At 72.1% G+C, this 22,135-nt stretch carries 22 protein-coding genes; 13 read left to right on the forward strand and 9 right to left on the reverse strand.

Annotation, left to right across the window (positions count from 1 at the left end; translation table 11 throughout):
- Positions 1 to 350 precede the first annotated feature (350 nt).
- The 4 genes from M8J74_RS28490 to M8J74_RS28505 are packed head-to-tail and all read left to right on the forward strand — an operon-like array spanning position 351 to position 4,571.
- Entirely contained in the window at positions 351 to 1,646 is a 1,296-nt protein-coding gene (locus tag M8J74_RS28490) for an extracellular solute-binding protein (RefSeq protein WP_249839194.1), read from the forward strand.
- Between the two features lie 6 nt (positions 1,647 to 1,652).
- Entirely contained in the window at positions 1,653 to 2,651 is a 999-nt protein-coding gene (locus M8J74_RS28495) for a carbohydrate ABC transporter permease (protein WP_058926620.1), read from the forward strand.
- Positions 2,648 to 3,469, forward strand: coding sequence for a carbohydrate ABC transporter permease (locus tag M8J74_RS28500; RefSeq protein ID WP_058926621.1), 822 nt, complete (start codon positions 2,648 to 2,650; stop codon positions 3,467 to 3,469). Before M8J74_RS28495 ends, M8J74_RS28500 begins: the two co-directional genes overlap by 4 nt.
- A 52-nt stretch (positions 3,470 to 3,521) precedes the next feature.
- A complete protein-coding gene (locus tag M8J74_RS28505; protein ID WP_249839195.1) occupies positions 3,522 to 4,571 on the forward strand; it encodes an endo-1,4-beta-xylanase in 1,050 nt (349 codons plus the stop codon).
- Positions 4,572 to 4,648: 77 nt separating this feature from the next.
- Here the strand turns inward: M8J74_RS28505 and M8J74_RS28510 are convergent, their stop codons facing one another.
- The 3 genes from M8J74_RS28510 to M8J74_RS28520 form a co-directional block, all read right to left on the reverse strand.
- Complete coding sequence (locus tag M8J74_RS28510; protein ID WP_249839196.1) at positions 4,649 to 5,695, reverse strand: LacI family DNA-binding transcriptional regulator; 1,047 nt, start codon at positions 5,693 to 5,695, stop codon at positions 4,649 to 4,651.
- Between the two features lie 243 nt (positions 5,696 to 5,938).
- Positions 5,939 to 6,145, reverse strand: a complete 207-nt coding sequence (locus tag M8J74_RS28515) for a DUF5999 family protein (RefSeq protein ID WP_058926624.1) — start codon at positions 6,143 to 6,145, stop codon at positions 5,939 to 5,941.
- Between the two features lie 387 nt (positions 6,146 to 6,532).
- Positions 6,533 to 7,117, reverse strand: a complete 585-nt coding sequence (locus M8J74_RS28520) for a hypothetical protein (protein WP_249839198.1) — start codon at positions 7,115 to 7,117, stop codon at positions 6,533 to 6,535.
- Positions 7,118 to 7,668: 551 nt separating this feature from the next.
- Between M8J74_RS28520 and M8J74_RS28525 the strand changes: the two genes are divergently transcribed.
- On the forward strand, positions 7,669 to 9,186 hold the full coding sequence (locus M8J74_RS28525; protein WP_249839199.1) for a glutamate-cysteine ligase family protein: 1,518 nt from the start codon (positions 7,669 to 7,671) through the stop codon (positions 9,184 to 9,186).
- Between the two features lie 19 nt (positions 9,187 to 9,205).
- On the opposite strand, the gene M8J74_RS28530 is transcribed toward M8J74_RS28525, so the two are convergent.
- On the reverse strand, positions 9,206 to 10,978 hold the full coding sequence (locus M8J74_RS28530; RefSeq protein WP_249839200.1) for a substrate-binding and VWA domain-containing protein: 1,773 nt from the start codon (positions 10,976 to 10,978) through the stop codon (positions 9,206 to 9,208).
- 185 nt (positions 10,979 to 11,163) lie between these two features.
- Between M8J74_RS28530 and M8J74_RS28535 the strand changes: the two genes are divergently transcribed.
- Positions 11,164 to 11,964: a CPBP family intramembrane glutamic endopeptidase gene (locus M8J74_RS28535; RefSeq protein ID WP_249839201.1), complete on the forward strand. Its 801-nt coding sequence runs from the start codon at positions 11,164 to 11,166 to the stop codon at positions 11,962 to 11,964.
- 48 nt (positions 11,965 to 12,012) lie between these two features.
- On the opposite strand, the gene M8J74_RS28540 is transcribed toward M8J74_RS28535, so the two are convergent.
- Positions 12,013 to 12,822, reverse strand: a complete 810-nt coding sequence (locus tag M8J74_RS28540; RefSeq protein ID WP_249839202.1) for a PhzF family phenazine biosynthesis protein — start codon at positions 12,820 to 12,822, stop codon at positions 12,013 to 12,015.
- Between the two features lie 151 nt (positions 12,823 to 12,973).
- Between M8J74_RS28540 and M8J74_RS28545 the strand changes: the two genes are divergently transcribed.
- From M8J74_RS28545 to M8J74_RS28560, 4 genes are all read left to right on the forward strand, one after another.
- Positions 12,974 to 13,759, forward strand: a complete 786-nt coding sequence (locus M8J74_RS28545; RefSeq protein WP_249839203.1) for a cyclase family protein — start codon at positions 12,974 to 12,976, stop codon at positions 13,757 to 13,759.
- Complete coding sequence (locus M8J74_RS28550; RefSeq protein WP_249839204.1) at positions 13,756 to 15,396, forward strand: thiamine pyrophosphate-binding protein; 1,641 nt, start codon at positions 13,756 to 13,758, stop codon at positions 15,394 to 15,396. Before M8J74_RS28545 ends, M8J74_RS28550 begins: the two co-directional genes overlap by 4 nt.
- A gap of 183 nt (positions 15,397 to 15,579) precedes the next feature.
- Positions 15,580 to 15,756 (forward strand): hypothetical protein, encoded by a 177-nt coding sequence (locus tag M8J74_RS28555; RefSeq protein ID WP_249839205.1) that lies wholly within the window; start codon positions 15,580 to 15,582, stop codon positions 15,754 to 15,756.
- 100 nt (positions 15,757 to 15,856) lie between these two features.
- Positions 15,857 to 16,495 carry a PadR family transcriptional regulator gene (locus M8J74_RS28560; protein WP_249839206.1) on the forward strand — a complete coding sequence of 213 codons (639 nt, stop codon included), beginning with the start codon at positions 15,857 to 15,859 and terminating at the stop codon, positions 16,493 to 16,495.
- A gap of 65 nt (positions 16,496 to 16,560) precedes the next feature.
- On the opposite strand, the gene M8J74_RS28565 is transcribed toward M8J74_RS28560, so the two are convergent.
- On the reverse strand, positions 16,561 to 16,989 hold the full coding sequence (locus tag M8J74_RS28565) for a type II toxin-antitoxin system Rv0910 family toxin (protein ID WP_249839207.1): 429 nt from the start codon (positions 16,987 to 16,989) through the stop codon (positions 16,561 to 16,563).
- A gap of 78 nt (positions 16,990 to 17,067) precedes the next feature.
- A complete protein-coding gene (locus M8J74_RS28570) occupies positions 17,068 to 17,289 on the reverse strand; it encodes a hypothetical protein (RefSeq protein ID WP_249839208.1) in 222 nt (73 codons plus the stop codon).
- A 198-nt stretch (positions 17,290 to 17,487) separates the two neighbouring features.
- Between M8J74_RS28570 and M8J74_RS28575 the strand changes: the two genes are divergently transcribed.
- Entirely contained in the window at positions 17,488 to 18,021 is a 534-nt protein-coding gene (locus tag M8J74_RS28575) for a Clp protease N-terminal domain-containing protein (protein WP_249839209.1), read from the forward strand.
- 204 nt (positions 18,022 to 18,225) lie between these two features.
- A complete protein-coding gene (locus M8J74_RS28580; protein ID WP_249839210.1) occupies positions 18,226 to 19,236 on the forward strand; it encodes an EamA family transporter in 1,011 nt (336 codons plus the stop codon).
- An 82-nt stretch (positions 19,237 to 19,318) separates the two neighbouring features.
- On the opposite strand, the gene M8J74_RS28585 is transcribed toward M8J74_RS28580, so the two are convergent.
- Both M8J74_RS28585 and M8J74_RS28590 read right to left on the reverse strand, forming a co-directional pair.
- Complete coding sequence (locus M8J74_RS28585) at positions 19,319 to 19,948, reverse strand: FMN-binding negative transcriptional regulator (protein ID WP_249839211.1); 630 nt, start codon at positions 19,946 to 19,948, stop codon at positions 19,319 to 19,321.
- Entirely contained in the window at positions 19,948 to 20,631 is a 684-nt protein-coding gene (locus tag M8J74_RS28590; RefSeq protein WP_249839212.1) for a pyridoxamine 5'-phosphate oxidase family protein, read from the reverse strand. The genes M8J74_RS28585 and M8J74_RS28590 overlap by 1 nt, the downstream gene beginning before the upstream one ends.
- Before the next feature lie 60 nt (positions 20,632 to 20,691).
- Here M8J74_RS28590 and M8J74_RS28595 point away from each other — a divergent pair, with 60 nt between their 5' ends.
- Complete coding sequence (locus tag M8J74_RS28595) at positions 20,692 to 22,023, forward strand: aminotransferase class I/II-fold pyridoxal phosphate-dependent enzyme (protein WP_249839213.1); 1,332 nt, start codon at positions 20,692 to 20,694, stop codon at positions 22,021 to 22,023.
- The last annotated feature ends 112 nt before the right edge of the window (positions 22,024 to 22,135 follow it).

Raw genomic sequence — 22,135 nt, forward strand, 5'->3', positions numbered from 1 at the left:
CCGCCGCAACCGCGCACTCGCGGCCGCCGAGGGCGCGACGGAGCGAGCCGACTCGGTCTCCGTGCGATAGCACTGCCTGATCGGCTCCGTAATGTTCGCCTGCTGAGCCGAATGTTTCGACCGGTCGAGAGGTGACGGGCGGGGTTCGCCGCCCGAACCATACCGGGCCTGAGTCCCCCGCTGCCGCCGCTGTGCGACGTCGCGCGCAGATTCACCGCGTACAAGGGGTTGCCACCGTTTGGGAGCTGTCTCTAGGGTGCGGCAACAGCGAAGCTTTCTGGATCATCTCCGAAACTTTCGGTCCTAGTGGACGGTCGTGGACGCGCCGTCCCTACCCCAAGGAGCACACAATGGGCGACCGGGCACTGTCCCGCCGCGGGTTCCTGGCGGCCTCCGCCGCGGCCGGTCTGGGCATGACGGCTCTGAGCGCATGCGGCGGCGACTCGGACGGAGGGTCGGCCGACGGGAAGACCACCATCGAGTGGTGGAACATCTCCACCACCGAGCCCACCAAGACGGTCTGGGCGGGTCTGGCCAAGAAGTTCGAGGCGCAGAACCCCAAGGTCAAGGTGAAGATCGTCCAGATGGAGAACGACGCCTACAAGTCGAAGATGACGGCGCTGACCGCCTCCGGGAAGCTCCCGGACATCTTCCACACCTGGGGCGGCGGTGTGCTCCAGCAGCAGGTGGACGCCGGGCTCGTAGAGGACCTCACCGACCGGACCAAGCCGTGGGCCGACGGCATGCTGTCCGTCGCGAAGCAGGCGTACATCCTGGACAACAAGACGTACGGCATACCGTTCGACATCGGCATGATCGGCTTCTGGTACAACAAGGCGCTCTTCAAGCAGGCCGGCATCGCCGCCCCGCCCACCACCTGGAGCGGCTTCCTCGACGCCGTCAAGAAGCTCAAGGCGAAGAACATCACGCCCATCGCCCTGGCCGGCAAGGAGAAGTGGCCCGGCATGTACTACTGGGCCTACCTCGCGATGCGCACGGCCGGCATCGACGCGCTGAAGAAGGCCAACGACGACAAGGACTTCACCGCGCCCGGACTCGTCCAGGCCGGCCGGCACCTCCAGGACCTGGTCAAACTCCAGCCGTTCCAGAAGGGGTTCCTCGGCGCCGCGTACTCCACGCCCACCGGCCAGGCGGCCACCATGGGCAACGGCAAGGCGGCCATGGAACTCATGGGCCAGTGGGCCCCGGTCGTCGAGGCCGACTCCGGCAAGGGCCTCGGCTCGAACCTCGGCTTCTTCCCCTTCCCCGCGGTCGAGGGCGGAAAGGGCGCCATCACCGAGGTCTTCGGCGGTGGCGGCGGACACGCCCTGCGCAAGGGCGCCCCGCAGGCGGCCGTCGACTTCCTGAAGTTCTTCGCCTCCGAGGCCACCGACCTGGTGCTGGTGAAGAAGACCAACACCCTCCCCGTCGTCCCCGGCGCCGAGAAGGGTCTCTCCGACCCCAACACCAAGGCCGTACAAGCCCAGTTGAAGGCGGCCACCGGCTTCCAGCTCTACCTCGACCAGGCCTACGCCCCCGCCGTCGGCCAGGAGGTCAACGACAGCGTCGCGGCACTGATATCCGGCTCCAAGTCGCCCGAGCAGGTCACGCAGTCGATCTCCAAGACCGCGAAGGAAGAGCAGTAACCGGCGATGACCTCCACTTTCCTTCCGGACAAGCGGACGGGGCCGGGCGTCGCCCTCCCCTCCCCGGCGGCGACGCCGGGGCGGGGGCGGGCGCGCCGGCGCCTGGTGAACTGGCTCACCGCGGTCGGCTTCCAGGTGCCCGCGCTGGTGCTGTTCATCGGGCTGGTCCTGCTGCCCATGCTGTTCGCGCTGTACGCCGCGTTCTTCCGCTGGGGCGGCTTCGGCATGCCCTCCGACTACATCGGCGGCGACAACTTCACCCGCCTCTTCCAGGACGACGTCTTCCTCGGCGACCTGTGGCGCTGCGCCCTCCTGGTCGGGCTCTCGCTGCTGCTGCAACTGCCGTTCGCGCTGGCCATGGCCGTGGCACTCAACCAGCGGCTGCGCGGCCGGGCCGTCTACCGCATGCTCTTCTTCGCGCCCTACGTCCTGTCGGAGGCCATCACCGGCGTGCTGTTCAGCATGGTCTTCGCCCCGGACGACGGGCTCGCCGACCATGTCCTGGGCGCCATCGGCCTGGACGGCGTGGGCGGCGAGTGGTTCGCCGACCCCTCCTACGTCATGGCGACCCTCTTCCTCGTCATGACCTGGAAGTACTTCGGCTTCCACATGATGCTGCTGCTCGCCGGACTCCAGTCGATCCCGGCCGAGTTGACGGAAGCGGCGCTGATCGACGGCGCCAACCCCTGGCAGCGCTTCCGCAACGTCACCCTGCCGCTGCTCGCGCCCACGATCCGCATCAGCATCTTCCTGTCCGTCATCGGGTCCATCCAGCTCTTCGACCTGGTCTGGGTGATCACCCAGGGCGGCCCCGACCATCACTCCGAGACGATGGCCGTGACCATGTTCCAGTACGGCTTCAAGCGCTACCAGGTCGGCTACGCCAGCGCGATCAGCGTGGTCATGTTCGGCATCTGCCTCGTCTTCGCCCTCGCCTACCAGCGGTTCGTGCTCCGGCGCGACCTCGAGGGCGCCACCACGAACATGAGGGGAGACGGCAGGTGAAGACACTGCGCCAACTGCCGCTGCACGTGGTTCTCGTCGTGGTCGGCTCGGTGATCGTCGTACCGCTGCTGTACGCCGCGCTGTCCGGCTTCAAGTCCACCGACGAGCTCTCCCGCAACCCCTTCGGGCTGCCCGAGCGCTGGCTGACCGGCAACTACACCGACATCCTCGGCTCCGGCGACTTCTGGCGGCTGCTGGGCAACAGCACGCTCGTGGCGGTCGCGACCTGCGTGCTCGTGGTCGCGGTGTCCGCGCTCGCAGCGTTCTCCTTCGCCCGGTTCGCCTTCCGCGGCCGGGAGCTGATGTTCACCTTCTTCACGATGGGGCTGATGTTCCCGCCCGCGGTGGCCGCCCTGCCCCTGTTCCTGCTGCTGCGCTCGCTCGGTCTGCTGGACAACCCGCTCGGCGTGATCCTGCCGCAGGCCGCCTTCGGCCTGCCGATGACGATCATCATCCTGCGGGGCTTCTTCCGGCAGATCCCCGGCGAGCTGGAGGAGGCGGCCACGCTCGACGGCTGCAGCGCCTTCGGCTTCTTCTGGCGGGTGCTGCTGCCGATGGCCCGGCCCGCGCTCGGCACGGTCTCCGTGCTCGCGGTGGTCACCAGCTGGAACAACTACATGCTGCCGCTGCTGGTCTTCACCGACTCCAAGTGGTGGACGCTGCCGCTCGGCGTGGCGCAGTTCCAGGGCCAGTACTCGGCGGAGTACGCCCGTGTCTTCGCCTACCTCGTCCTGGCGATGGTCCCCGCCCTCGCCCTCTACTCGGTCGCCGAGCGCCAGCTCGTCGGCGGCCTCACCGCCGGCGCGACGAAGGGATGACGCGCGCCGCCGGACGTACGGCCCCACACCCCACCCCGTGAGGAGTCGCACCATGCCCACGACCCGTCTCAGACTCGTCGGCGCCCTCGCCGCCGTCCTGGTCGCCGCCGGTGTCACCACCGGCACCCCCGCCCAGGCGCACCCGCGGCCCGCCACCCTGGCCGAGCTCGCCCACCGCCACGGCCGCTACTTCGGCAGCGCGACCGACAACCCCGAACTCACCGACACCGCCTACACCTCCGTGCTGGGCAGCGAGTTCGACATGATCACGCCCGGCAACGGCATGAAGTGGTACGCCACCGAGCCCCAGCAGGGCGTCTTCGACTGGACCAACGGCGACGAGATCGTCGACCTCGCGCGCGCCGACCACCAGCGGGTGCGCGCCCACACCCTGGTCTGGCACAGCCAGCTGCCGGACTGGCTCACCGGCCGCGACTGGACGGCGGCCGAGCTCAGGGCCGTACTGAAGAAGCACATCCAGACCGAGGTGCGGCACTACCGCGGCAAGGTCTACTCCTGGGACGTGGTCAACGAGGCGTTCAACGAGGACGGCACCTACCGCGACACCCTCTGGTACCGCACGCTCGGCCCCGGTTACATCGCCGACGCCCTGCGCTGGGCCCACCAGGCCGACCCGCACGCGAAGTTGTACCTCAACGACTACAACATCGAGGCCGTCGGCCCGAAGAGCGACGCCTACTACCGGCTCGCCCAGGAGCTGAAGGCACAGCGCGTCCCGCTCGACGGCATCGGCCTGCAGGCCCATCTGGCCCTGCAGTACGGCTACCCGACCACCCTGGAGGACAACCTGCGCCGCTTCTCCCGGCTCGGGCTCGACACCGCGCTCACCGAGGTCGACGTCCGCATGATCCTGCCGGCGACCGACGAGAAGCTGGCCCAGCAGGCCGACTGGTACCGCGACCTGACGGCGGCCTGCCTCGCGGTGCGGCGATGCGTGGGGATCACGGTGTGGGACTACACCGACAAGTACTCCTGGATCCCGGCGTTCTTCCCCGGGGAGGGCGCCGCGCTGCCGTACGACGAGCAACTGCGGCCCAAGCCGGCGTACTTCGCGATCCGGCAGGCGCTGGGCGGCGCGTAGCGCCTGCGAGAGGGGTTTCCCGAACGCCCCGGCGGTGCCTTGGGGAGCACCGCCGGGGTCTCGGCACCCCCGGTCAGTCAGGGTGCCGGGGGTGCCGTGCTGGACCGCACGACCAGTTCGGTGCCGAGTTCGACGCGGGGGGAGTCCGGCTGCTCGCCGCGGGCCAGGCGCAGGACCGTGCGGACCGCCAACTTGCCCATGTCGGCGAGCGGTTGCCGGACCGTGGTGAGGGGCGGCGCCGACCAGCGGACCTCCGGAAGGTCGTCGAAGCCGACCACGCTCAGGTCCTCCGGCACCCGCAGACCCCGCCGGCGCAGTGCCTCGATCGCGCCCAGGGCCATCTGGTCGCTGGCGGCGAAGAGCGCGGTCGGGGGTTCCGGCAGGGCGAGCAGGGCGTTGCAGCCGGTGAAACCGGACTCGGGGTGGAAGTCACCGGGGACGACGAGGGAGCCGTCGGGGGCGATGCCGGCGCCTTCCAGGGCGGCGCGATAGCCGTCCAGGCGGGCGCGGGAGCACAGCAGCCGCGGCGGGCCGGCGATCAGGCCGATCCGGCGGTGGCCGAGGGAGAGCAGGTGCTCGGTGGCCGCCAGGCCGCCCGACCAGTTGGCGGCGCCGATCGTCGGGACGTCCAGGGCGGGGGAGCCCGCCGGGTCGACGACCACCAGGGGGACGCCCAGGGCGCGCAACTCCTCGTGCAGCAGCGGTTCCAGTGCCGAGGTGACCAGGATGACGCCGTCCGAGGCGCGGGCCCGGAGGTTGCGCATCCACTCCCGCGCGTCGCCGGAGCGCCCGTGGATCGCCGACACCACCGTGCCGATCCCCGCGGCGTGGGCCACCTCCTCCACTCCGCGCAGGATCTCCACCGCCCAGGGGCTGTCGAGGTCGTTGAAGACCAGGTCGAGCAGTGCGGCGCCGCTCCCCGAGGCGTGGGCGCGCTTGCGGTAACCGTGCCGGAGGAGCAGGTCCTCCACCCGTGCCCGGGTGCGCGGCGAGACGTCGGAGCGGCCGTTGACCACCCGGGAGACGGTCGGCACCGATACCCCTGCCTGCCGGGCGATCTCCGTGATCGTGACCTTCCCCCGGCTCGCGGGCACCCCCTCGGCACCGGCCTCGTCTGCTGCCAATTCCCCCACCTCCGTGGACACGTGCCGCGAGACGTCCAGAAGTCTTCCGGAAGAGGCTCGCCCGTGGGAAGGGTGATCAACACCGGGTCCGCCCGCGGGACCGCCCCCATGACCCTCGCAGTTCCGGGTCGCTACGGGGAGTGATCGGTGCCGGACGTGCGTCGGGGCCGGCCCGCGGCATGTCTCCGCGACCGGCCCCTCGAATGCGCCGGGCGGCCGGCCGAGGCCCGCCCGGGTGCCGCCTCAGGCGGCCGTCATCACCTGGCTGGCGCCCAGCGGGCGGTGCGGGGCGATGATCTGGCCGTCGGGCAGCAGCTCACCGGTGTCCTCGAAGAGCAGGACGCCGTTGCACAGCAGGCTCCATCCCTGCTCCGGGTGGTGCGCCACGAGTCGGGCGGATTCCCGGTCGGCGGAGTCTGCTGTTGGGCACGGCGGCTGATGCTGGCACATTGGTGGGATCTTTCGCTCTGTCGTGATGTCGGAGATGGCTGTCGAGTCTGTGCTGCGGCGTGACGCGTTGTCCATGGCCGCCCCCCGTTGGTTTAAGTCGGTCCCGTCCAGTGTTGCCCCACGGAGGTGAATCCGCAGGCATTTCGGCGCACCACTTCTTCACAGGTTGATGACGCGTCGCCCGCCCGGACGGTTCAGCCCAACCGCACTGTCCCTTCGGGTGGTTCGCACTGGCCGGATGGGGCTAGTCCATACAGGTCGAGCACGTTTTCCGGCTCGTACGAGCAGTTTTTCGCTCGTACGAGCGCATTCGATTCCGGGTGAAGCGCCGCGGAAAACGCCGAGCCCCGCCGTCGGTGAATCGACGGCGGGGCTCGAGGTGTTTCGTCAGGCGATCTGGCCGAGCAGGGGAGCCGGAGTCACCCGATGGGTCAGCACCGGGAGCAGCTCGGCGACGCGGTGCGGGCGGTGCGCCGCGATGCCGGGCGGGGCCGGGGCCAGCGGCACGAGCAGGTCCGTGGCCACCGGGTGGCCGGCCGCCCCGTCCGCCGCGCAGTCGCCGTGCAGCCAGAGGGTGAGCATGTACAGGCTCGGCACCGACAGCAGGCGCGCCTGGTAGGGCTGTTTCATCGTCTCGGCCTGGCGCAGCGCCCGCTCGGTGGAGGCGATGTAGGGGCCCTCGAAGAAGTGCGAGAAGGCCCAGCCGTCCGGGGTCAGCATGGTCTCGGCCGCGGCCACCGCGCGGTCGCCGCACCGGATCAGGAACCGCCAGCCGGCCAGCCGGCTGGCGGAGGCGCCCTCGGGGGTGAGCTCGTCCAGGACGTGCACGGGAAGTGGCAGTTCCGGTGTGGCGGGTCCCTGGGAGCGCAGCAGGGAGGGTGTTCGGGCCTCGCGAACCGCGGTGGGCGAGCCGAGCGCGGTCAGGACGGTACGAAGTGCGGGCGCGGGAGCCGGGGGGACATGCAACGGCATGGTGGGTCGCCTCTCATTCGACAGGCACGGTGGCGCGAGGGCGGGGGGCGGACGGCGCTGTCTGCTCACGAGGCGAGAGAGACGGGGCGGAATCCGGGTACGCGGGATGTGGATGAGACCTGTCGCGCGTCGCCTGACGGCAGGTCTCGAAGACCGGGGGCGCCGACCCTCTGCCTGTTCGCGGAGTTTATACGACATGTGTTCAGACGGTGTTTCGTCTAGCCGATTCCGGAGTACCCGGCAAGGGCCAATCCGGTCGGCGAGACGCGGGAATCACCCCGATTTCGCTCGGCTCGGAGGCGGTGACCTCGGAAAATGCCGGGGGCGCGGTCGGCCAATTCTCGTCGGCGTTTTTCACGAGTTCGTCGCGTACATGAAACTGCGTCGTGCCGCATGCCCGGTGAATGTGCCCGCGGTCACATGTGACCAGAGTAGCGCGCGACCCGCCCACGCGGGGACGTTACCGATCGCCGACGCTGGGCATTATCCCACGTGACCCGACACCGGCGGCCGGGATCCAAGACGCCGCCCGATCGAGGAGGGACGCTCCGATGGGGGAGAAGGTCGTGGCAGGTCGATTCGATCTGTCCGATCGGCAGCTCTACCGCGACAAGCTCCGCAGGTGCCTGACGGGGCTGGAGCGGCTCCTGGCCGAGAAGCGCTTCGACCGCCCCAGGAACCTGATGGGGCTGGAGATCGAATTGAATCTCGCCGGTGCCGACGGCATGCCGAAAATGCTCAATGCGCAGGTCCTGGAACGGATCGCGAGCCGAGATTTCCAAACAGAACTCGCCATGTTCAATCTGGAAGTGAACATAGCCCCACACCGCTTGCAGGGGCGGGTATTCGACCGGCTCGGAGAGGAACTCAGGACCTCTCTGGCATATGCCGACCGAAAAGCCGGAGAGGTCGATGCGGGAATCGTGATGATCGGCATTCTGCCGACGCTCGACCGGGACGACCTGGTCTCCTCGAACCTTTCCGCGGTCGACCGCTACGCGCTGCTCAACGATCAGATCGTCGCCGCCCGCGGCGAGGACTTCGTGCTCGACATCGACGGCGTGGAGCGCCTGACCTGTACCTCGAAGTCGATAGCGCCGGAAGCGGCCTGCACCTCCGTGCAACTGCACCTGCAGGTCACCCCGGACCGCTTCGCCGACGTGTGGAACGCCGCCCAGGCGGTCGCCGCCGCCCAGATAGCCGTGGGCGCCAACTCGCCCTTCCTGTTCGGCCGCGAGCTGTGGCGCGAGTCCCGGCCCCCGCTGTTCCAGCAGTCCACCGACACCCGGCCGCCCGAGCTCCAGGCCCAGGGGGTGCGCCCGCGCACCTGGTTCGGGGAGCGCTGGATCACCTCCGCCCACGACCTCTTCGACGAGAACCTGCGCTACTTCCCGGCGCTGCTGCCCCTCTGCGACGAGGAGGACCCCCTGGAGGTCCTCGACGCGGGCGGCGTGCCGAACCTGCACGAACTCGTCCTGCACAACGGCACGATCTACCGCTGGAACCGCCCGGTCTACGGCATCGCCGACGGCGTGCCCCACCTGCGCGTCGAGAACCGCGTCCTGCCCGCCGGCCCCAGCATCATCGACGTCATCGCCAACGCGGCCTTCTACTACGGCCTCGTCCGCGCCCTCGCCGAGGAGCCCCGCCCCGTGTGGACCCGGCTGCCCTTCGAGGCCGCGGCTGCCAACTTCGACGCCGCCTGCAAGCACGGCATCGACGCGCGCTTCCAGTGGCCGCGCCGCGGGCGCTACGGCGGCACGGCGGAGGTCGACGCGGTCAGCCTGGTCCGCGACGAGCTGCTGCCGCTCGCCGAGGCCGGTCTGGACGCGTGGGGCATCGAACCCGCCGACCGCGATCTCTACCTCGGCGTCATCGAGGAACGCTGCCGGCGCCGGGTCAACGGCGCGTCCTGGCAGGCGGCCACCTTCCACCGGGCCCTGGAGACGGGCATGTCCCGGGACGCGGCGCTGGCGGCCACCACCCGCCGCTACAGCGAGCTGATGCACATGGGCGATCCGGTGCACACCTGGCCGGTGGGCATGCCGGAGCCGGTGCCGCTGGGGTGAGCGGGGGCGGGTCCGGGAGTCAGCTCGTGCTGCCGCCCTGGGCGCCCGCCGCCACGATCGCCTTCAGCATCACCGACTGGATCTGTGAGGGGTTGTTCACCGACTGGCCCGAGCCGCCGGTCGCGGCGGCGATCTCCGCGGCCTCCTCCTTGTCGGCGTCGGGTCCGACGGCGATCATGATCAGCGGCACCGGGCGCTCGGGGTCCGCGAGCTTCCGCAGCTCGCTGATCAGTTCGGCGCGGGAGATGCTGCCGGGGTCCTGGTTGACGCCGTCGGTGAGGACGACGAGCGCGTTGAACTTCCCCTTGGCGTACGACGACGTGGCCGCCCGGTAGGCGGCGAGCGTGGTGTCGTACAGACCGGTCGCCCCGTTCGCGACCGGCTTCAGCGCGCCGAAGGCGGCCGAGAGCCGCTCCCGCTGGGTGCGGCCGCCGCTGCGGTCGCCGAGCCGCTCGGTCGGCACCAGGACCCGGTAGTCCTTGCCGCCGTCCAGCTTGGTGGAGAACTCCCACAGGCCGATCTCGTCCTCCTGCGTGAAGGTGGCCAGCGCCTGCAGCAGCGACGCCTTCGTCACCTCCATGCGGGACTGCCCGCCCGTGCCCGGCACCGGCTCGGACATCGAGGAGGAGGCGTCCACGACCGTGGTCAGCCGGGCGCTCTGCACCGTGATCGTCCAGGTGCCGAGGGCCTTCTGCAACGCCTCGTCCGAAGCGGGCTGGACGGCGGGCTCCGCGTACGGCTGCGGGCTGCTGCCGCCCGCCTCGGCGACCACCGCCTCCGGCGCCTCCTCGTCGGAGGTGCGGAAGCCGTACTTCTGCAGCAGCCGCAGCTGGGCCGGCTGGCGCAGATAGTTCATGAACCGCAGCGCGGCCCGGCTCTGGTCGGTCGTGAGCTGCCCGACCATCGCGTAGGGGTGGTCCAGCTGCGGCGAGCCGTCCTTGGGATAGAACATGTCCAGGCCGTCGCCGCCGTCCGCCGACGTGTTGTACGCGTACGCCGCCTGTTCGCTGAGGATCAGCGCCTGGTTGCGTACGGGGTTGCCCTGCTCGGTACCCGAGGCGTTCCTGGGCAGGGTGTCCAGGACCTGGCCGTCGCTGTCCGAGGTGCGCTGCGACAGCGTCTTCATCATCGCCGCGGCCTGGGTGTCCCCGCCCTTGAGGCCGGCCGCCGCGGTGGTCAGCCGGGTCAGCGCGAGCAGGCCGGTGGCACTGCGCGAGGGGTCGGCCGCGCCCAGCCGGAGCGCGTCGTCCCGCAGGGTCGCGCCGGCCAGCTCGATCCAGCTGTACGTCTTCTTCGGCCAGCCCATCGCCTTGGCTGCCTCGGGCACCATGGCCACGCCGACGGGCGTGGAGGCCACCGCGCCCGCCGGGGTCACCTCGGTCGCGGTGCCGTCGTTCGTGATCCGGTCGACCCACAGATCGGAGTCCGCCACCCACACCTGGACGTCGCTCCTCCGGCCCGCGGCGAGGGTGTCCGCCACCTTGTAGGAGTCGCGGGCGGTCACCGAGACCGTGACACAGCGCCCGTCGGAGGTGACGTTCTCGTGCCGGGCCCGCTCGGCCGCGGCCGTCAGGGCGGGGGCGATGTCCGGGGAGGCGGCCAGCCTCAGCCGCACGGCGTCGTCCTGGCAGGACGATCCGAAGGAGAGCAGCCCGCTCCGCACGGCGACAGCCGTGCCCCCGGCCACCGTCAGGACCAGCACCGTGGCGACGGCCGTCGTACGGCGGCGTGCGCGGGGGCGGGGGTCGCTGGCGCCCGCCCCATAATGATCGGGCAAGCTGTGACGTCCCATGACGGTGGTGCCCCTCCCTGTCGAACCTCGTGCCGGCAAGCGGCCGTACGGCATGCGGAGGGGAGGTACGCCCCGTACGGCGTCCGTCCCCCCTGACGGCCAAGCGCACGATCTTCGTAAGTTCTTTCGAGACCCTAGCGGGGCGGGGATGGGGATGAGGCGGGATTACTGAATTGGAGTCAGGTGTGCAGGCGGAGACGGGTGCGGTGGCCGATTCTGTTCCTCCCGAGCGGCTCTCGCGGCGGATCCTCCGTGACGAGACGCTGCTCGTGCTGGCGCTTTCGCTCGGTGCGAGCGGAGTGTCCGCCCTGATCAGCTTTGTCGGGTCGGTCACGAAACCGGGAGGGCTCAAGGACCAGGCGGCGACCCTCAACGCCTCCGCCGCGCCGGGCCGGCCCTGGCTGGATCTCGCCTGGCAGCTGTTCGGGATCGCGACCGCCCTGGTGCCCGTCGCGCTCGTCGCGCACCTGCTGCTGCGCGAGGGCGGGAGCCTGCGCACCCTCGGCTTCGACCGCACCCGGCCCTGGCCCGACCTCGGCCGCGGCGCCGCCGTCGCCGCTGTGATCGGCAGCACCGGAATCGCCTTCTACCTGGCCGCGCGGGGCTTCGGCGCCAATCTCACGGTGGTCCCCGAGGCCCTGCCCGACGTGTGGTGGAAGTACCCGGTGCTGATCCTCTCGGCGATCCAGAACGCGATCCTCGAAGAGGTCATCGTCGTCGGCTATCTGCTGCGCCGGCTCGGGCAGCTGGGCTGGACCCCGGGGACCGCGCTGGTGGCCAGTTCCGTACTGCGCGGCAGCTACCACCTCTACCAGGGCATCGGCGGCTTCGTCGGCAACATGGTGATGGGCGTGGTCTTCGTCTGGCTGTACCGCCGCTGGGGGCGCGTGGGGCCGCTGGTGGCGGCGCATTCCCTCCTCGACATCGGGGCGTTCGTCGGGTACGCGCTGCTCGCGGGGAAGGTGGGCTGGCTGCCGACGGCGTAGTTGCCAGGGTCCTTCCGGTGGATCTCCGCGGCGTCGCGATGCCCGGCGCTAGGCCAGCAGCTCGCCGTCGATCACCGTCACCGCGTGTCCGCTGAGCAGAGTGCGGTCGCCGCGCAGCTCGGTGCGGACCCGGCCGGAGCGCGGTGAGGCCTGCAGCCCGGTCAGGATCGTGCCGCCCAGGCGCTGCGACCAGAACGGGGCGAGCGCGGTGTGGGCGCTGCCGGTGACCGGGTCCTCGTCGATGCCCACGTTCGGGAAGAAGCAGCGGGAGACGAAGTCGTAGCCCTGGGCGGAGTCCGCGGCGCGGGCGGTGGCGATGATGCCGCGCTGCGAGTAGGCGCCGAGCGCCCTGAGGTCGGGGGAGAGGGCCCGGACCGTCTTCTCGTCGGCGAGTTCCACCAGCAGGTCGCCGACGTTCGGCCCGGTGTCGAAGGTGCTGCGCGGCTCGGCGCCCAGCGCCTCGGCGACCCCGGCCGGCGCCTCGACCGCGGTGAGCGGCGCGGTCGGGAAGTCCAGGGTGATCGAGCCGTCCTCGCGGGGCGTGGCCACCAGGACGCCGCTGCGGGTGGCGAAGCGCACCGCGCCCTCGTGGGCGCCGGTGGTGTGCAGCACGTGGGCGGTGGCGAGCGTGGCGTGGCCGCACATGGCCACCTCGGCGGCGGGCGTGAACCAGCGCAGTGCCCAGTCCGCCTCCCCGCCCCCGGGCAGCCGGTGCGCGAACGCCGTCTCGGCGTGGTTCACCTCCAGCGCGATCTTCTGCAGCCGGTCGTCGTCGGGGAAGGAGTCGAGGAGCAGCACGCCCGCCGGGTTGCCGGCGAAGGCGCGGTCGGTGAAGGCGTCGACGATTCGGATTCGCATGGTCCGACGCTAGGACGACGTGGCCTGGGGCACCAAGTCCAATTCGCGGACGGTGGACCGATTTTCCGAGCGTGCACCGCAAAGAACCGGTCGTCGGCTGACACCCTGTACAGACAGGCGTTGACAGTTCAGCCCCGCCCAGGAGGCCGTCATGTCCCAGCCGTCCGTGCTTGCCGCCCTTCTCGCCGGGCTGCGCAGCGGCGCCGTCGAGGTCGTCGACCTCACCTCGCCGCTCTCCTCGACCACTCCGGTGATCCAGCTGCCGCCCCCCTTCGGCCAGACCCAGACCTTCGAACTGGAGGAGATCAGCCGCTACGACGACCGAGGGCCCGCCTGGTACTGGAACAACTTCCGCAGCGGTGAGCACACCGGCACCCACTTCGACGCCCCCGTCCACTGGGTCACCGGCAAGGACCTCGCCGACGTGGCCTCCGTGCCCGCGAGCCGCCTGATCGCGCCGGCCGCCGTGCTCGACTTCTCCGAACAGGCCGCCGAGGACCCCGACTTCCTCGTCGAGGTGGACCACATCAAGGCCTGGGAGGCCGCCAACGGGCCACTTCCGGAAGGTGGTTGGCTGTTCGTCCGGACCGGCTGGGACGCCCGCTCGCACTCCCAGGAGGAGTTCCTCAACGCCGACGACGGCGGCCCGCACACCCCCGGCCTGTCGCCGGAGTGCGCGCGCTGGGTCGCCGAGGAGTCCCCGGTGATCGGCCTCGGCACGGAGACCGTGGGAACGGACGCGGGCCGCGCCCACTCCTTCGACCCGCCGTTCCCCTGCCACTCCCATCTGCTGGGCGCCGGCAAGTACGGCCTGACCCAGTTGCAGAACCTCGCCGCGCTGCCCGCGACCGGCGCCCTCGTCGTCGCCGGGCCCCTGCCCATCGTGTCCGGTTCCGGCGCCCCCGCCCGGGTGCTCGCCCTGGTGGAGCGGTCGTGAAGGTCGCCGAAGCCGTCGGACGGGCGCTCGTCGCGGCCGGGGTCGACCACGTCTTCGGGGTGGTCGGCTCGGGCAACTTCCACCTCACCAACGCCATGGTGGCCGCGGGCGCCCGGTTCGTCGCCGCCCGGCACGAGGGCGGCGCGGCGACCATGGCCGACGCCTACGCCCGCACGAGCGGCACCCTCACCGCGCTCAGCGTCCACCAGGGCCCCGGCCTGACCAACGCCCTGACCGGCATCACCGAGGCCGCCAAGAGCCGTACGCCGCTGCTGGTGCTGGCCGCGGAGGCGACCGCCCAGCGTTCCAACTTCCGGGTCGAGCAGGCCGTGCTGGCCCATTCCGTCGGCGCCGTCACCGCCCGTGTGACCACCGCCCACGACGCGGTCGACCAGGCCGCGGCGGCCCTGCGCAGGGCCCGGCACGAGCGCCGTACCGTGCTGCTCAACCTTCCGCTGGAGGTGCAGGCCCTGGACGTCCCCGAGGGCGTCCCGCTCGGCGCCCCGCCGCCTGCGGGGCCGGAGCCGGTGGAGCCGTCGCGACGGGCGGTGACCGATCTCGTACGGGCCCTGGAACGCGCCCGGCGCCCGGTCTTCGTGGCCGGCCGCGGCGCCCGCACCCCCGCCGCCCGGGACGCCCTGACGGCGCTCGCCGAGCGCTACGGCGCCCTGCTGGCGACCTCGGCGGTGGCGCGTGGCCTCTTCCACGGCAGCCCCTGGTCACTGGACGTCTCCGGCGGCTTCGCCTCGCCACTGGCCACCGAACTGATCCAGGGCGCCGACCTGATCGTGGGCTGGGGCTGCGCGCTGAACATGTGGACCATGCGGCACGGCACCCTCATCGGTCCCGGCGCGGCCGTCGTCCAGGTCGACGACGACCCGGAGGCACTCGGCGCGCACCGGGAGGTGGACCTCGGCGTCGTGGGCGACGTGGCCCGCACGGCCCGGCGCGCCCTGGCGGCCGCCGATGAGGGCCGCGAGGGCTACCGGACGGCGGGCGTCGCCACCGCGCTCGCCGAGCGGGCGCGCTGGCGGGACGTGCCCTACGAGGACGAGGGCAGCCGCGAGCGGATCGACCCGCGGACGCTGAGCATCGCGCTCGACGAGATCCTGCCCGCCGAGCGGGTCGTCGGCGTGGACTCGGGCAACTTCATGGGCTACCCGAGCGCGTACCTCTCCGTCCCGGACGAGAACGGCTTCTGTTTCACGCAGGCCTTCCAGTCCATCGGCCTGGGCCTCGCGACCACGATCGGCGCGGCGCTCGCCCGGCCGGACCGGCTTCCCGTGGCCGCCCTGGGGGACGGCGGTGCGCTGATGAGCGCCGTGGAGCTGGACACCGTGCGCCGGCTCGGGCTGCCGATCGTGGTGGTCGTCTACAACGACGAGGCCTACGGCGCCGAGGTGCACCACTTCGGCCCGGACGGCTTCCCGCTGGACACGGTCACCTTCCCGGAGACCGACATCGCCGCCGTGGCGCGCGGCTACGGCTTCGAGGCGGTGACCGTGCGCACCCCCGCCGACCTGAAGGCGGTGGCGGACTGGGTCGCCGGCCCCCGCGCCGCACCCCTGCTCGTCGACGCGAAGGTCACCCGCGACCACGGGGCCTGGTGGCTGGAGGAGGCGTTCCGGGGCCACTGACGCCCGCAACGCGTCGAGGGGGAGGAGAGGACCACGACATCACGGTGGCCCGAGGGCCCCGCCGCCGATCCGGAAGCGGCGCGGGAACGGTACGACTCCGACCTGCGGGCGGCGCGCAGGACGCTGCGCGAACTGCTCCGGGCCGACCTGCCCAGCGCGCATCTCGGCCTGGGCACTGTCGTCGTGGCCAGCGTGCTCGTGGGCCTGTTCGCGGGGCCGGCCGCCGGAGCCCTGGTGGCCGGAGCCTTCGCCCTGCTGTTCCTCGCCGCGCTCGGCGGCATGTTCCTGCGCGGCCTGCGGGGAGCGGAGGCGGGACGCAGGGCTTATCTCTTCACCTTCGGCTGGGCGAACTGGCTCTAGGGGCCCTGGGCAGGGCCTTTCTCCGGGTCTTGTCAACCGAACAGTTCCGATATATCGTTGACGCATCGCGACAGATCAACGATGGAATGGAGTGATGGCGATGCGTTCCCACGGATTCGAACGTGGACACGGTGGACGGGGCTCTCGTGGCCGAGGCGGTCCGGAGGGCCGGCGCGGTGCCTTCGGCCCCTTCGGGCCGGGTGGCCCCGGCGGCCCGGGTGGTCCGGGCTTCGGTTTCGGCGGCCCCGGCTTCGGCCCGGGCCCCTGGGGGCCGCGAGGGCGCGGCGGACCGAGGGGGAGGGCGCGGCGCGGCGACGTACGGGCATCGATCCTCGCCCTGCTCGGGGACCGGCCGATGCACGGCTACGAGATGATCCAGGAGATCGCCGAGCGCAGTGGCGGGGCGTGGAAGCCCAGTCCCGGCTCGGTGTACCCCACCCTCCAGCTGCTGGAGGACGAGGGGCTGATCACCAGCGCGAGCGAGGGCGGCAAGAAGCTCTTCTCGCTCACCGATTCCGGCCGCGCAGCGGCCGACGAGGGCCCGGACGCGCCCTGGGAGGAAGCCTCCCGCGGCATCGACTTCGAGGCGCTCGGCGAGATCCGCCAGGCCGGCTTCGGCCTGATGGAGGCCTTCGGCCAGGTCTGGAAGACCGGCAGCAAGGAGCAGCGCGAGAAGGCGGTGGCCGTCATCAACGAGGCCCGCAAGAAGCTGTACCTGATCCTCGCCGACGAGGACTGAGGGTCGTGCGGCGACGAGGCGCCCCGTGGAACACTCCGCGGGGCGCCTTCCCGTGTCCGCGGCGGTCAGGACACCAGCCCGGCGAGCTTGCGCAGCGACTCGTTGAGGGCGGCCGTGCCCGAGTCCTTCAGCCTGCCCGCCATCAGCGTGACCGCGGCGCCGGTGAACTCGCCGTCAATACGGACCTTCGTGGCGTCGCCGTAGGGGGTCAGGGTGTAGCGCGTGGCCACGGTCACCGCCATCGGGCCCTTGCCCCTGATGGCGAGGACCCGGGCAGGCTCCAGCTCCGTGACGGTCCACTCGACCTCGGCCGGGAAGCCCATCAGCTTCATGTTCTCCTGGAAGGTCGCGCCCACTTCGAGGGAGGCCGGGCCGCCCTGCGGAAAGCTCGTGTGGGTGGCGTTCCACTCGCCGTAGGCGGGCCAGTCGGTGAGCTGTGCCCAGACCTTCTCGGCCGGCGCCTCGATCCGTGACTCCGCGCTGATTTCGGGCATGCGACCACCTCTTCGTGTCGGGCTGTGGTGTCGCGGAAAGTAACCGCAGAGGTCGCAACATTCAATACTGATGAACCGTCAGGAATTGTGGAGGGCGCCCGTCCCCGGAGGCCGGCCCACCCGCTCGATCACCGCCGCGTCGAACACGTCGCACGCGCGCGGGAAGGCGCTCTCGTCGTGGCAGTGCCAGGCGTCCCAGAACAGGTCGGCGGGCAGTGCGTCGTCCGGGGCGTACACCCGGTACACGTACTGCTTGCCGTCGACGGCCGGCAGGGCGACCAGCCAGCTCCCGCGCTCCATGCACCTGTTGGACGTGAGAGGGGGCATTCCGGTTGCGTGCCGGGCGCGCGGCGAGAACCGGCACGCCCCTCGGGGCATCTCGGCCTGATCTCATCCGTAAGGAGGAGATTCCGGCGCCCCGGGTCCACTCTGTGTGGGACGCCGAAATGCTTCCCGTCGGGGATGACCGGAGGCGGAGAGGCTGATGGGGTGAGGGGTGTGCAACCCCGTATACCCCGGCAGCAGGTCGGCGAGCAGCCCGCCGGACCGCGCCCGGACGACGACGCCCGTCTCAGCGCCGTGCTGGCGGCGGTCGTCACCGGTGCCCGCCGCCGGGCGCTGCGCGACGGGGACCGGCAGATCGACACGGCCCATCTGCTGCACTCGCTGCTCGAACACGACCCCCAGGCGCGCGCCGTCTTCGGCGAGGGGCCCGGCCTCGCCCGGCTGCTCGGGTACCTGGTGCAGCGCAGCATCGGCTACGGACTGCGCTGGCAGGGCTCGGTCGAGGACTCCGGGGCCGTGCCCGTGGTGACGGCGGCGGACGGGATGTCACCGCTGGCCGCGGGCGCCATGGAGTACGCCCGCGAGCGCGCCGCCGCCCGGGGTGACGGCGCCGCGCTGGGCACCGACCTGCTGGCCGCGCTCGTCGTCGACCGGCAGGCCCGGGCCGTGGAGGTCCTGGACCGCGCCGGGATCGACAGCGACCAGATCCTCGCCCGCGTCGAGCGTCCGCCGGCCGACTCCCGGTGACCTCCGGCCGCCGAGGCTCGCCCCCCCGACCGCGCGGCGCGTCCGGCCGGTGATGGCCGGCCGCCGAGGCCCGTCCCCGTGGCCGTGCGGCGCGTCCGGCCGGTGATGGTCGGCCGCTGAGGCTCGCCCCGCGACCGTCCGGCGCGTCCAGACGGTGAGACAGGTGTCAACGGGGGTGACGCTCATGTCGCCGCCTGTCATCATGTGCCCGTGCACAGGTCTGAGAGCAGTCGGGTAAGCCACGGCAAGGGAGCCGGGCTCGGGCTGGCGCTGGCGTCCGCCGTCGCCTTCGGCGGGTCGGGTGTCGCGGCCAAGCCGCTGATCGAGGCCGGGCTCGACCCGCTGCACGTGGTCTGGCTGCGGGTGGCGGGCGCGGCCCTGGTGATGTTGCCGGTCGCCGTGCGGCACCGCGCCCTGCTGCTCCGCCGCCCCGTCCTGCTCGTGGGCTTCGGTCTGCTGGCGGTGGCCGGCGTGCAGGCCTGCTACTTCGCCGCCCTGTCCCGGATCCCCGTCGGCGTCGCGCTGCTCGTCGAGTACCTCGCCCCCGGCCTGGTGCTGGGCTGGGTGCGGTTCGTGCAGCGGCGTCCGGTCACCCGTGCCGCCGCGCTCGGCGTGGTCCTCGCGGTCGGCGGCCTGGCCTGCGTCGTCGAGATCTGGGCGGGCCTGGGCTTCGACGCCCTGGGCCTGCTGCTCGCGCTCGGCGCCGCCTGCTGCCAGGTCGGCTACTTCGTCCTGTCCGACCAGGGCAGTGACGCGGGCGAGGACGCGCCGGACCCGCTCGGTGTCATCGCTTACGGCCTGCTGATCGGCGCCCTCGTCCTGACCGCCGTGGCCCGCCCGTGGACCATGGACTGGACGGTGCTGACCGGTACCGCCCGCATGGACGGCGACCCGGTCCCCGCCGCCCTGCTGCTGGCCTGGATCGTGCTCGTCGCCACCGTCCTGGCCTACGTCACGGGTGTGCTGTCGGTGCGGCGCCTGTCCCCGCAGGTCGCCGGGGTCGTGGCCTGCCTCGAGGCGGTCATCGCCACCGTCCTGGCCTGGGTGCTGCTCGGCGAGCACCTCTCGGCACCCCAGATCGTCGGCGGCGTGGTCGTCCTGGTGGGCGCGTTCATCGCCCAGTCGTCGGCGCCGGCGAAGGGCACGGGCGCGCCGGTGGCCGGTGGCCGGGCCGCTGCGGAGAGCGGCGTGGCGGCCCGCGAGACCGCCGCCTAGCGGGCCGGGGCGAGGGTCGGAGAGGGACCCTCCCCCGTGAGGTCCCTCTCCTCAGTGATCTGCGTCGGCGAGGCCGTTCGTGTCACACCCCGCGCCGGCGCAGCAGATGCTCGCGTGCGGCGGCGTCCCGCGGGCCGCTACGCTCGGCGAGCCCCGCCAGCACCCGTTCCCGCACCTGGGGCTTGCGGCCCGCGTACTTGAACTTGGCCCGCACGTCGACGACTTCGAGCCGCAGCCCGCGCAGACCGGACAGCAGCCTGCCGTACGGCACCTCTCCCACCGCGACCTCCGCCGAGCCGCCCTCCGGCTGGAAGTGCCCGAGCTGACGGTTGAGCAGTGCGGCCTTCTCGGGCGGGTCGTCCACCACGTGGGCGCGGCAGCGGAGTTGCACGGCCGCGTAGTAGCTCGTGGGCGTGCCGTGCTCGGCCGGCTCGTCCGGCGCGACCTGCCAGTACCCGGGTGCGTAGACGTAGTCGTCGACCACGCTCAGCAGCACCTCGGGCCCCGCCTCCAGGGCGGGCCACAGCGGGTTGGGCCGGGCGAGATGGGTGAGGACCTCGGCGCGCTCGGCGTCGTAGAGGAAGTGCAGCGGCTGGACGTACGGCGCCTCGCCCGGTGGGCCGTTCACGGCGAGCTGTCCGAAGTCGTGCACGGCGAGCCACCGTTGCCACTCGCTGTCGTCGTGTGCCGCGTCCCAGGGGTGGATGAGCATCACGGCACCGCCAGGTAGTCGGGGAGGCCGATGCCGGGGGCCAGGTCGCCGTCGGCGACGGGACTCTCGTAGCCCTTGCGCAGCGGGACGACGCCCGCCCAGTGGGGGAGGGGCAGGTCCTCGGGCTCGTCGTTCACCCCGCCGGTGCGGAGCTTGGCGGAGACCTCGTCCAGGTCGAGCCGGATCACGGCGGTCGCGGCCAGCTCCTTCTTGTTCGCGGGCCGGGAGTCCGCCGCCCGCCCGGGCACGACGTGGTCGACCAGCGCGTCCAGCGCCGCCCGCTTCTCCTCGGGGTCGGTCACGTCGTGGGCGATCCCGTGCACCACGACCGAGCGGTAGTTGATCGAGTGGTGGAAGGCGGAACGGGCCAGGATCAGCGCGTCCACGTGCGTGACGGTCAGGCACACCGGCAGCCCCGGGTCCGCCTGGCCGGTCATCCGCAGCGGGCGCGACCCGGTCGAGCCGTGCACGTACAGCCGGTCGCCGACCCGCCCGTACAGCGTGGGCAGCACCACCGGCGCCCCGTCCCGCACGAAGCCCAGATGGCACACGTACCCCTCGTCGAGTATCGCGTGCACCAGCTCCTTGTCGTACGAGGCCCGTTCCGCGGAACGGGTGGGGACGGTGCGGTCGGTCGGCGTGTAGGCGGCGGCCTGCGATGTCGGCTGGGCGGTCCCCTGCATGGCGGTCTCCGTGGTTCCTCGGCTTGCGAAGCGATATTGCACTAGTGCATAATCTCGTTTGTGCTAGGAGGATATCGGATCGAGGGTCGGGGCGCAGCCGGGATTGCGGCGAGCGTCGAGCGCGCGGTGGGCTCGGGGGAGCTGGAGCCGGGCCGACTGCTGCCTCCGATGCGGGAGTTGGCGGCGGATCTGGGAGTGAATCCCAATACGGTCGCGGCCGCCTACCGCATCCTGCGCGAACGCGGGGTGATCGAGACCGCCGGGCGCCGAGGCACCCGGGTGCGTGCCAAGCCGGCCACGACGGGCCGCGAGTACGTGCGGATGGACGTGCCCGACGGGGTGCGGGACGTGGCGAACGGCAACCCGGACCCGGCCCTGCTGCCACCGCTGGGCAGGGCCTTCGCGGCGGCGGCCGACGAGCACGACCGGCAGCCCGTGCTGTACGGGGAGGCCCTGGTCGACCCGGAGCTGGCGAGGATCGCGCGGGCCCGACTCGACGCCGACGCGGTGCCGGACGGCCCGGTGGCCGTGCTCTCCGGCTCGCTGGACGCCATCGAGCGGGTCCTCGCCGCCCACCTCAAGCCGGGCGACACGGTCGCCGTGGAGGACCCGGGCTGGGGCAGCCTCCTCGACCTGGTCCCCGCCCTCGGCCTGCGCACGGCCCCGGTCGGCGTCGACGACGAGGGGCCACGCCCCGCCGACGTCCGCCGTGCCCTCGACGCCGGCGCCCGGGCGCTCGTCGTCACGGACCGCGCCCAGAACCCGACCGGCGCCGCGGTGACCGCAACGCGTGCGCGTGCCCTGCGCGCCGTCCTTCGTGACCATCCGGAGGTCCTCCTGATCGAGGACGACCACGGCCACGGCATCGTCGACCTCCCCCTGCATCCCCTCGCCGGCGTCACCCGCCACTGGGCCTTCGTCCGCTCGGTCGCCAAGGCCTATGGCCCCGACCTCCGCCTGGCCGTCCTCACCGGCGACGCCACCACGGTCGACCGGGTCACGGGCCGCCACCGCCTCGGCCCCGGCTGGGTCAGCCGCGTCACCCAGCGCGCCGTGGTCGGCCTGTGGAACGACGGCACGTTCGACCCGGGGGCGGTTGCGGCGGCGTACCGCGAACGGCGTGACCTGCTGATCGAGGCGCTGGCGGACCGGGGCGTCGAGGCCCACGGCCGCAGCGGCATGAACGTCTGGATCCCGGTCCCCGACGAGACGGGCGCCGTCGCCCGCCTCCTGCACGCGGGCTGGGCGGTGGCCCCGGGCGCCCGCTTCCGCCTGAACGCCCCACCGGGCATCCGCATCACGATCTCGACCCTGGCCCCCGAAGAGGTCGCCCCACTGGCAGAAGCGGTGACAAGAGCAGTGAACCCATCCCCCACCCGGAATTACGTATAGGCGGCGACTGCCACCCCCTCAGGGGCGCGGGGAACTGCGCGACCAGCCCCCTCACACCCGCACCCGCCAACGCACCCCACCCCCCGCCCCCTACGCGCCCTTCCCCGCACCC

This window comes from Streptomyces panaciradicis, assembly GCF_023516615.1.
Lineage (GTDB): Bacteria > Actinomycetota > Actinomycetes > Streptomycetales > Streptomycetaceae > Streptomyces > Streptomyces panaciradicis.

What these genes read in the sequence shown, in the direction of transcription:
- M8J74_RS28490 (WP_249839194.1), top strand. Translation starts at nt 351, where the DNA reads ATGGGCGACCGGGCACTGTCCCGCCGCGGGTTCCTGGCGGCCTCCGCC.
- M8J74_RS28495 (WP_058926620.1), top strand. Translation starts at nt 1,653, where the DNA reads ATGACCTCCACTTTCCTTCCGGACAAGCGGACGGGGCCGGGCGTCGCC.
- M8J74_RS28505 (WP_249839195.1), top strand. Translation starts at nt 3,522, where the DNA reads ATGCCCACGACCCGTCTCAGACTCGTCGGCGCCCTCGCCGCCGTCCTG.
- M8J74_RS28515 (WP_058926624.1), bottom strand. Translation starts at nt 6,145, where the DNA reads ATGTGCCAGCATCAGCCGCCGTGCCCAACAGCAGACTCCGCCGACCGG.
- M8J74_RS28520 (WP_249839198.1), bottom strand. Translation starts at nt 7,117, where the DNA reads ATGCCGTTGCATGTCCCCCCGGCTCCCGCGCCCGCACTTCGTACCGTC.
- M8J74_RS28525 (WP_249839199.1), top strand. Translation starts at nt 7,669, where the DNA reads ATGGGGGAGAAGGTCGTGGCAGGTCGATTCGATCTGTCCGATCGGCAG.
- M8J74_RS28530 (WP_249839200.1), bottom strand. Translation starts at nt 10,978, where the DNA reads ATGGGACGTCACAGCTTGCCCGATCATTATGGGGCGGGCGCCAGCGAC.
- M8J74_RS28540 (WP_249839202.1), bottom strand. Translation starts at nt 12,822, where the DNA reads ATGCGAATCCGAATCGTCGACGCCTTCACCGACCGCGCCTTCGCCGGC.
- M8J74_RS28545 (WP_249839203.1), top strand. Translation starts at nt 12,974, where the DNA reads ATGTCCCAGCCGTCCGTGCTTGCCGCCCTTCTCGCCGGGCTGCGCAGC.
- M8J74_RS28560 (WP_249839206.1), top strand. Translation starts at nt 15,857, where the DNA reads ATGCGTTCCCACGGATTCGAACGTGGACACGGTGGACGGGGCTCTCGT.
- M8J74_RS28565 (WP_249839207.1), bottom strand. Translation starts at nt 16,989, where the DNA reads ATGCCCGAAATCAGCGCGGAGTCACGGATCGAGGCGCCGGCCGAGAAG.
- M8J74_RS28570 (WP_249839208.1), bottom strand. Translation starts at nt 17,289, where the DNA reads ATGGAGCGCGGGAGCTGGCTGGTCGCCCTGCCGGCCGTCGACGGCAAG.
- M8J74_RS28585 (WP_249839211.1), bottom strand. Translation starts at nt 19,948, where the DNA reads ATGCTCATCCACCCCTGGGACGCGGCACACGACGACAGCGAGTGGCAA.
- M8J74_RS28590 (WP_249839212.1), bottom strand. Translation starts at nt 20,631, where the DNA reads ATGCAGGGGACCGCCCAGCCGACATCGCAGGCCGCCGCCTACACGCCG.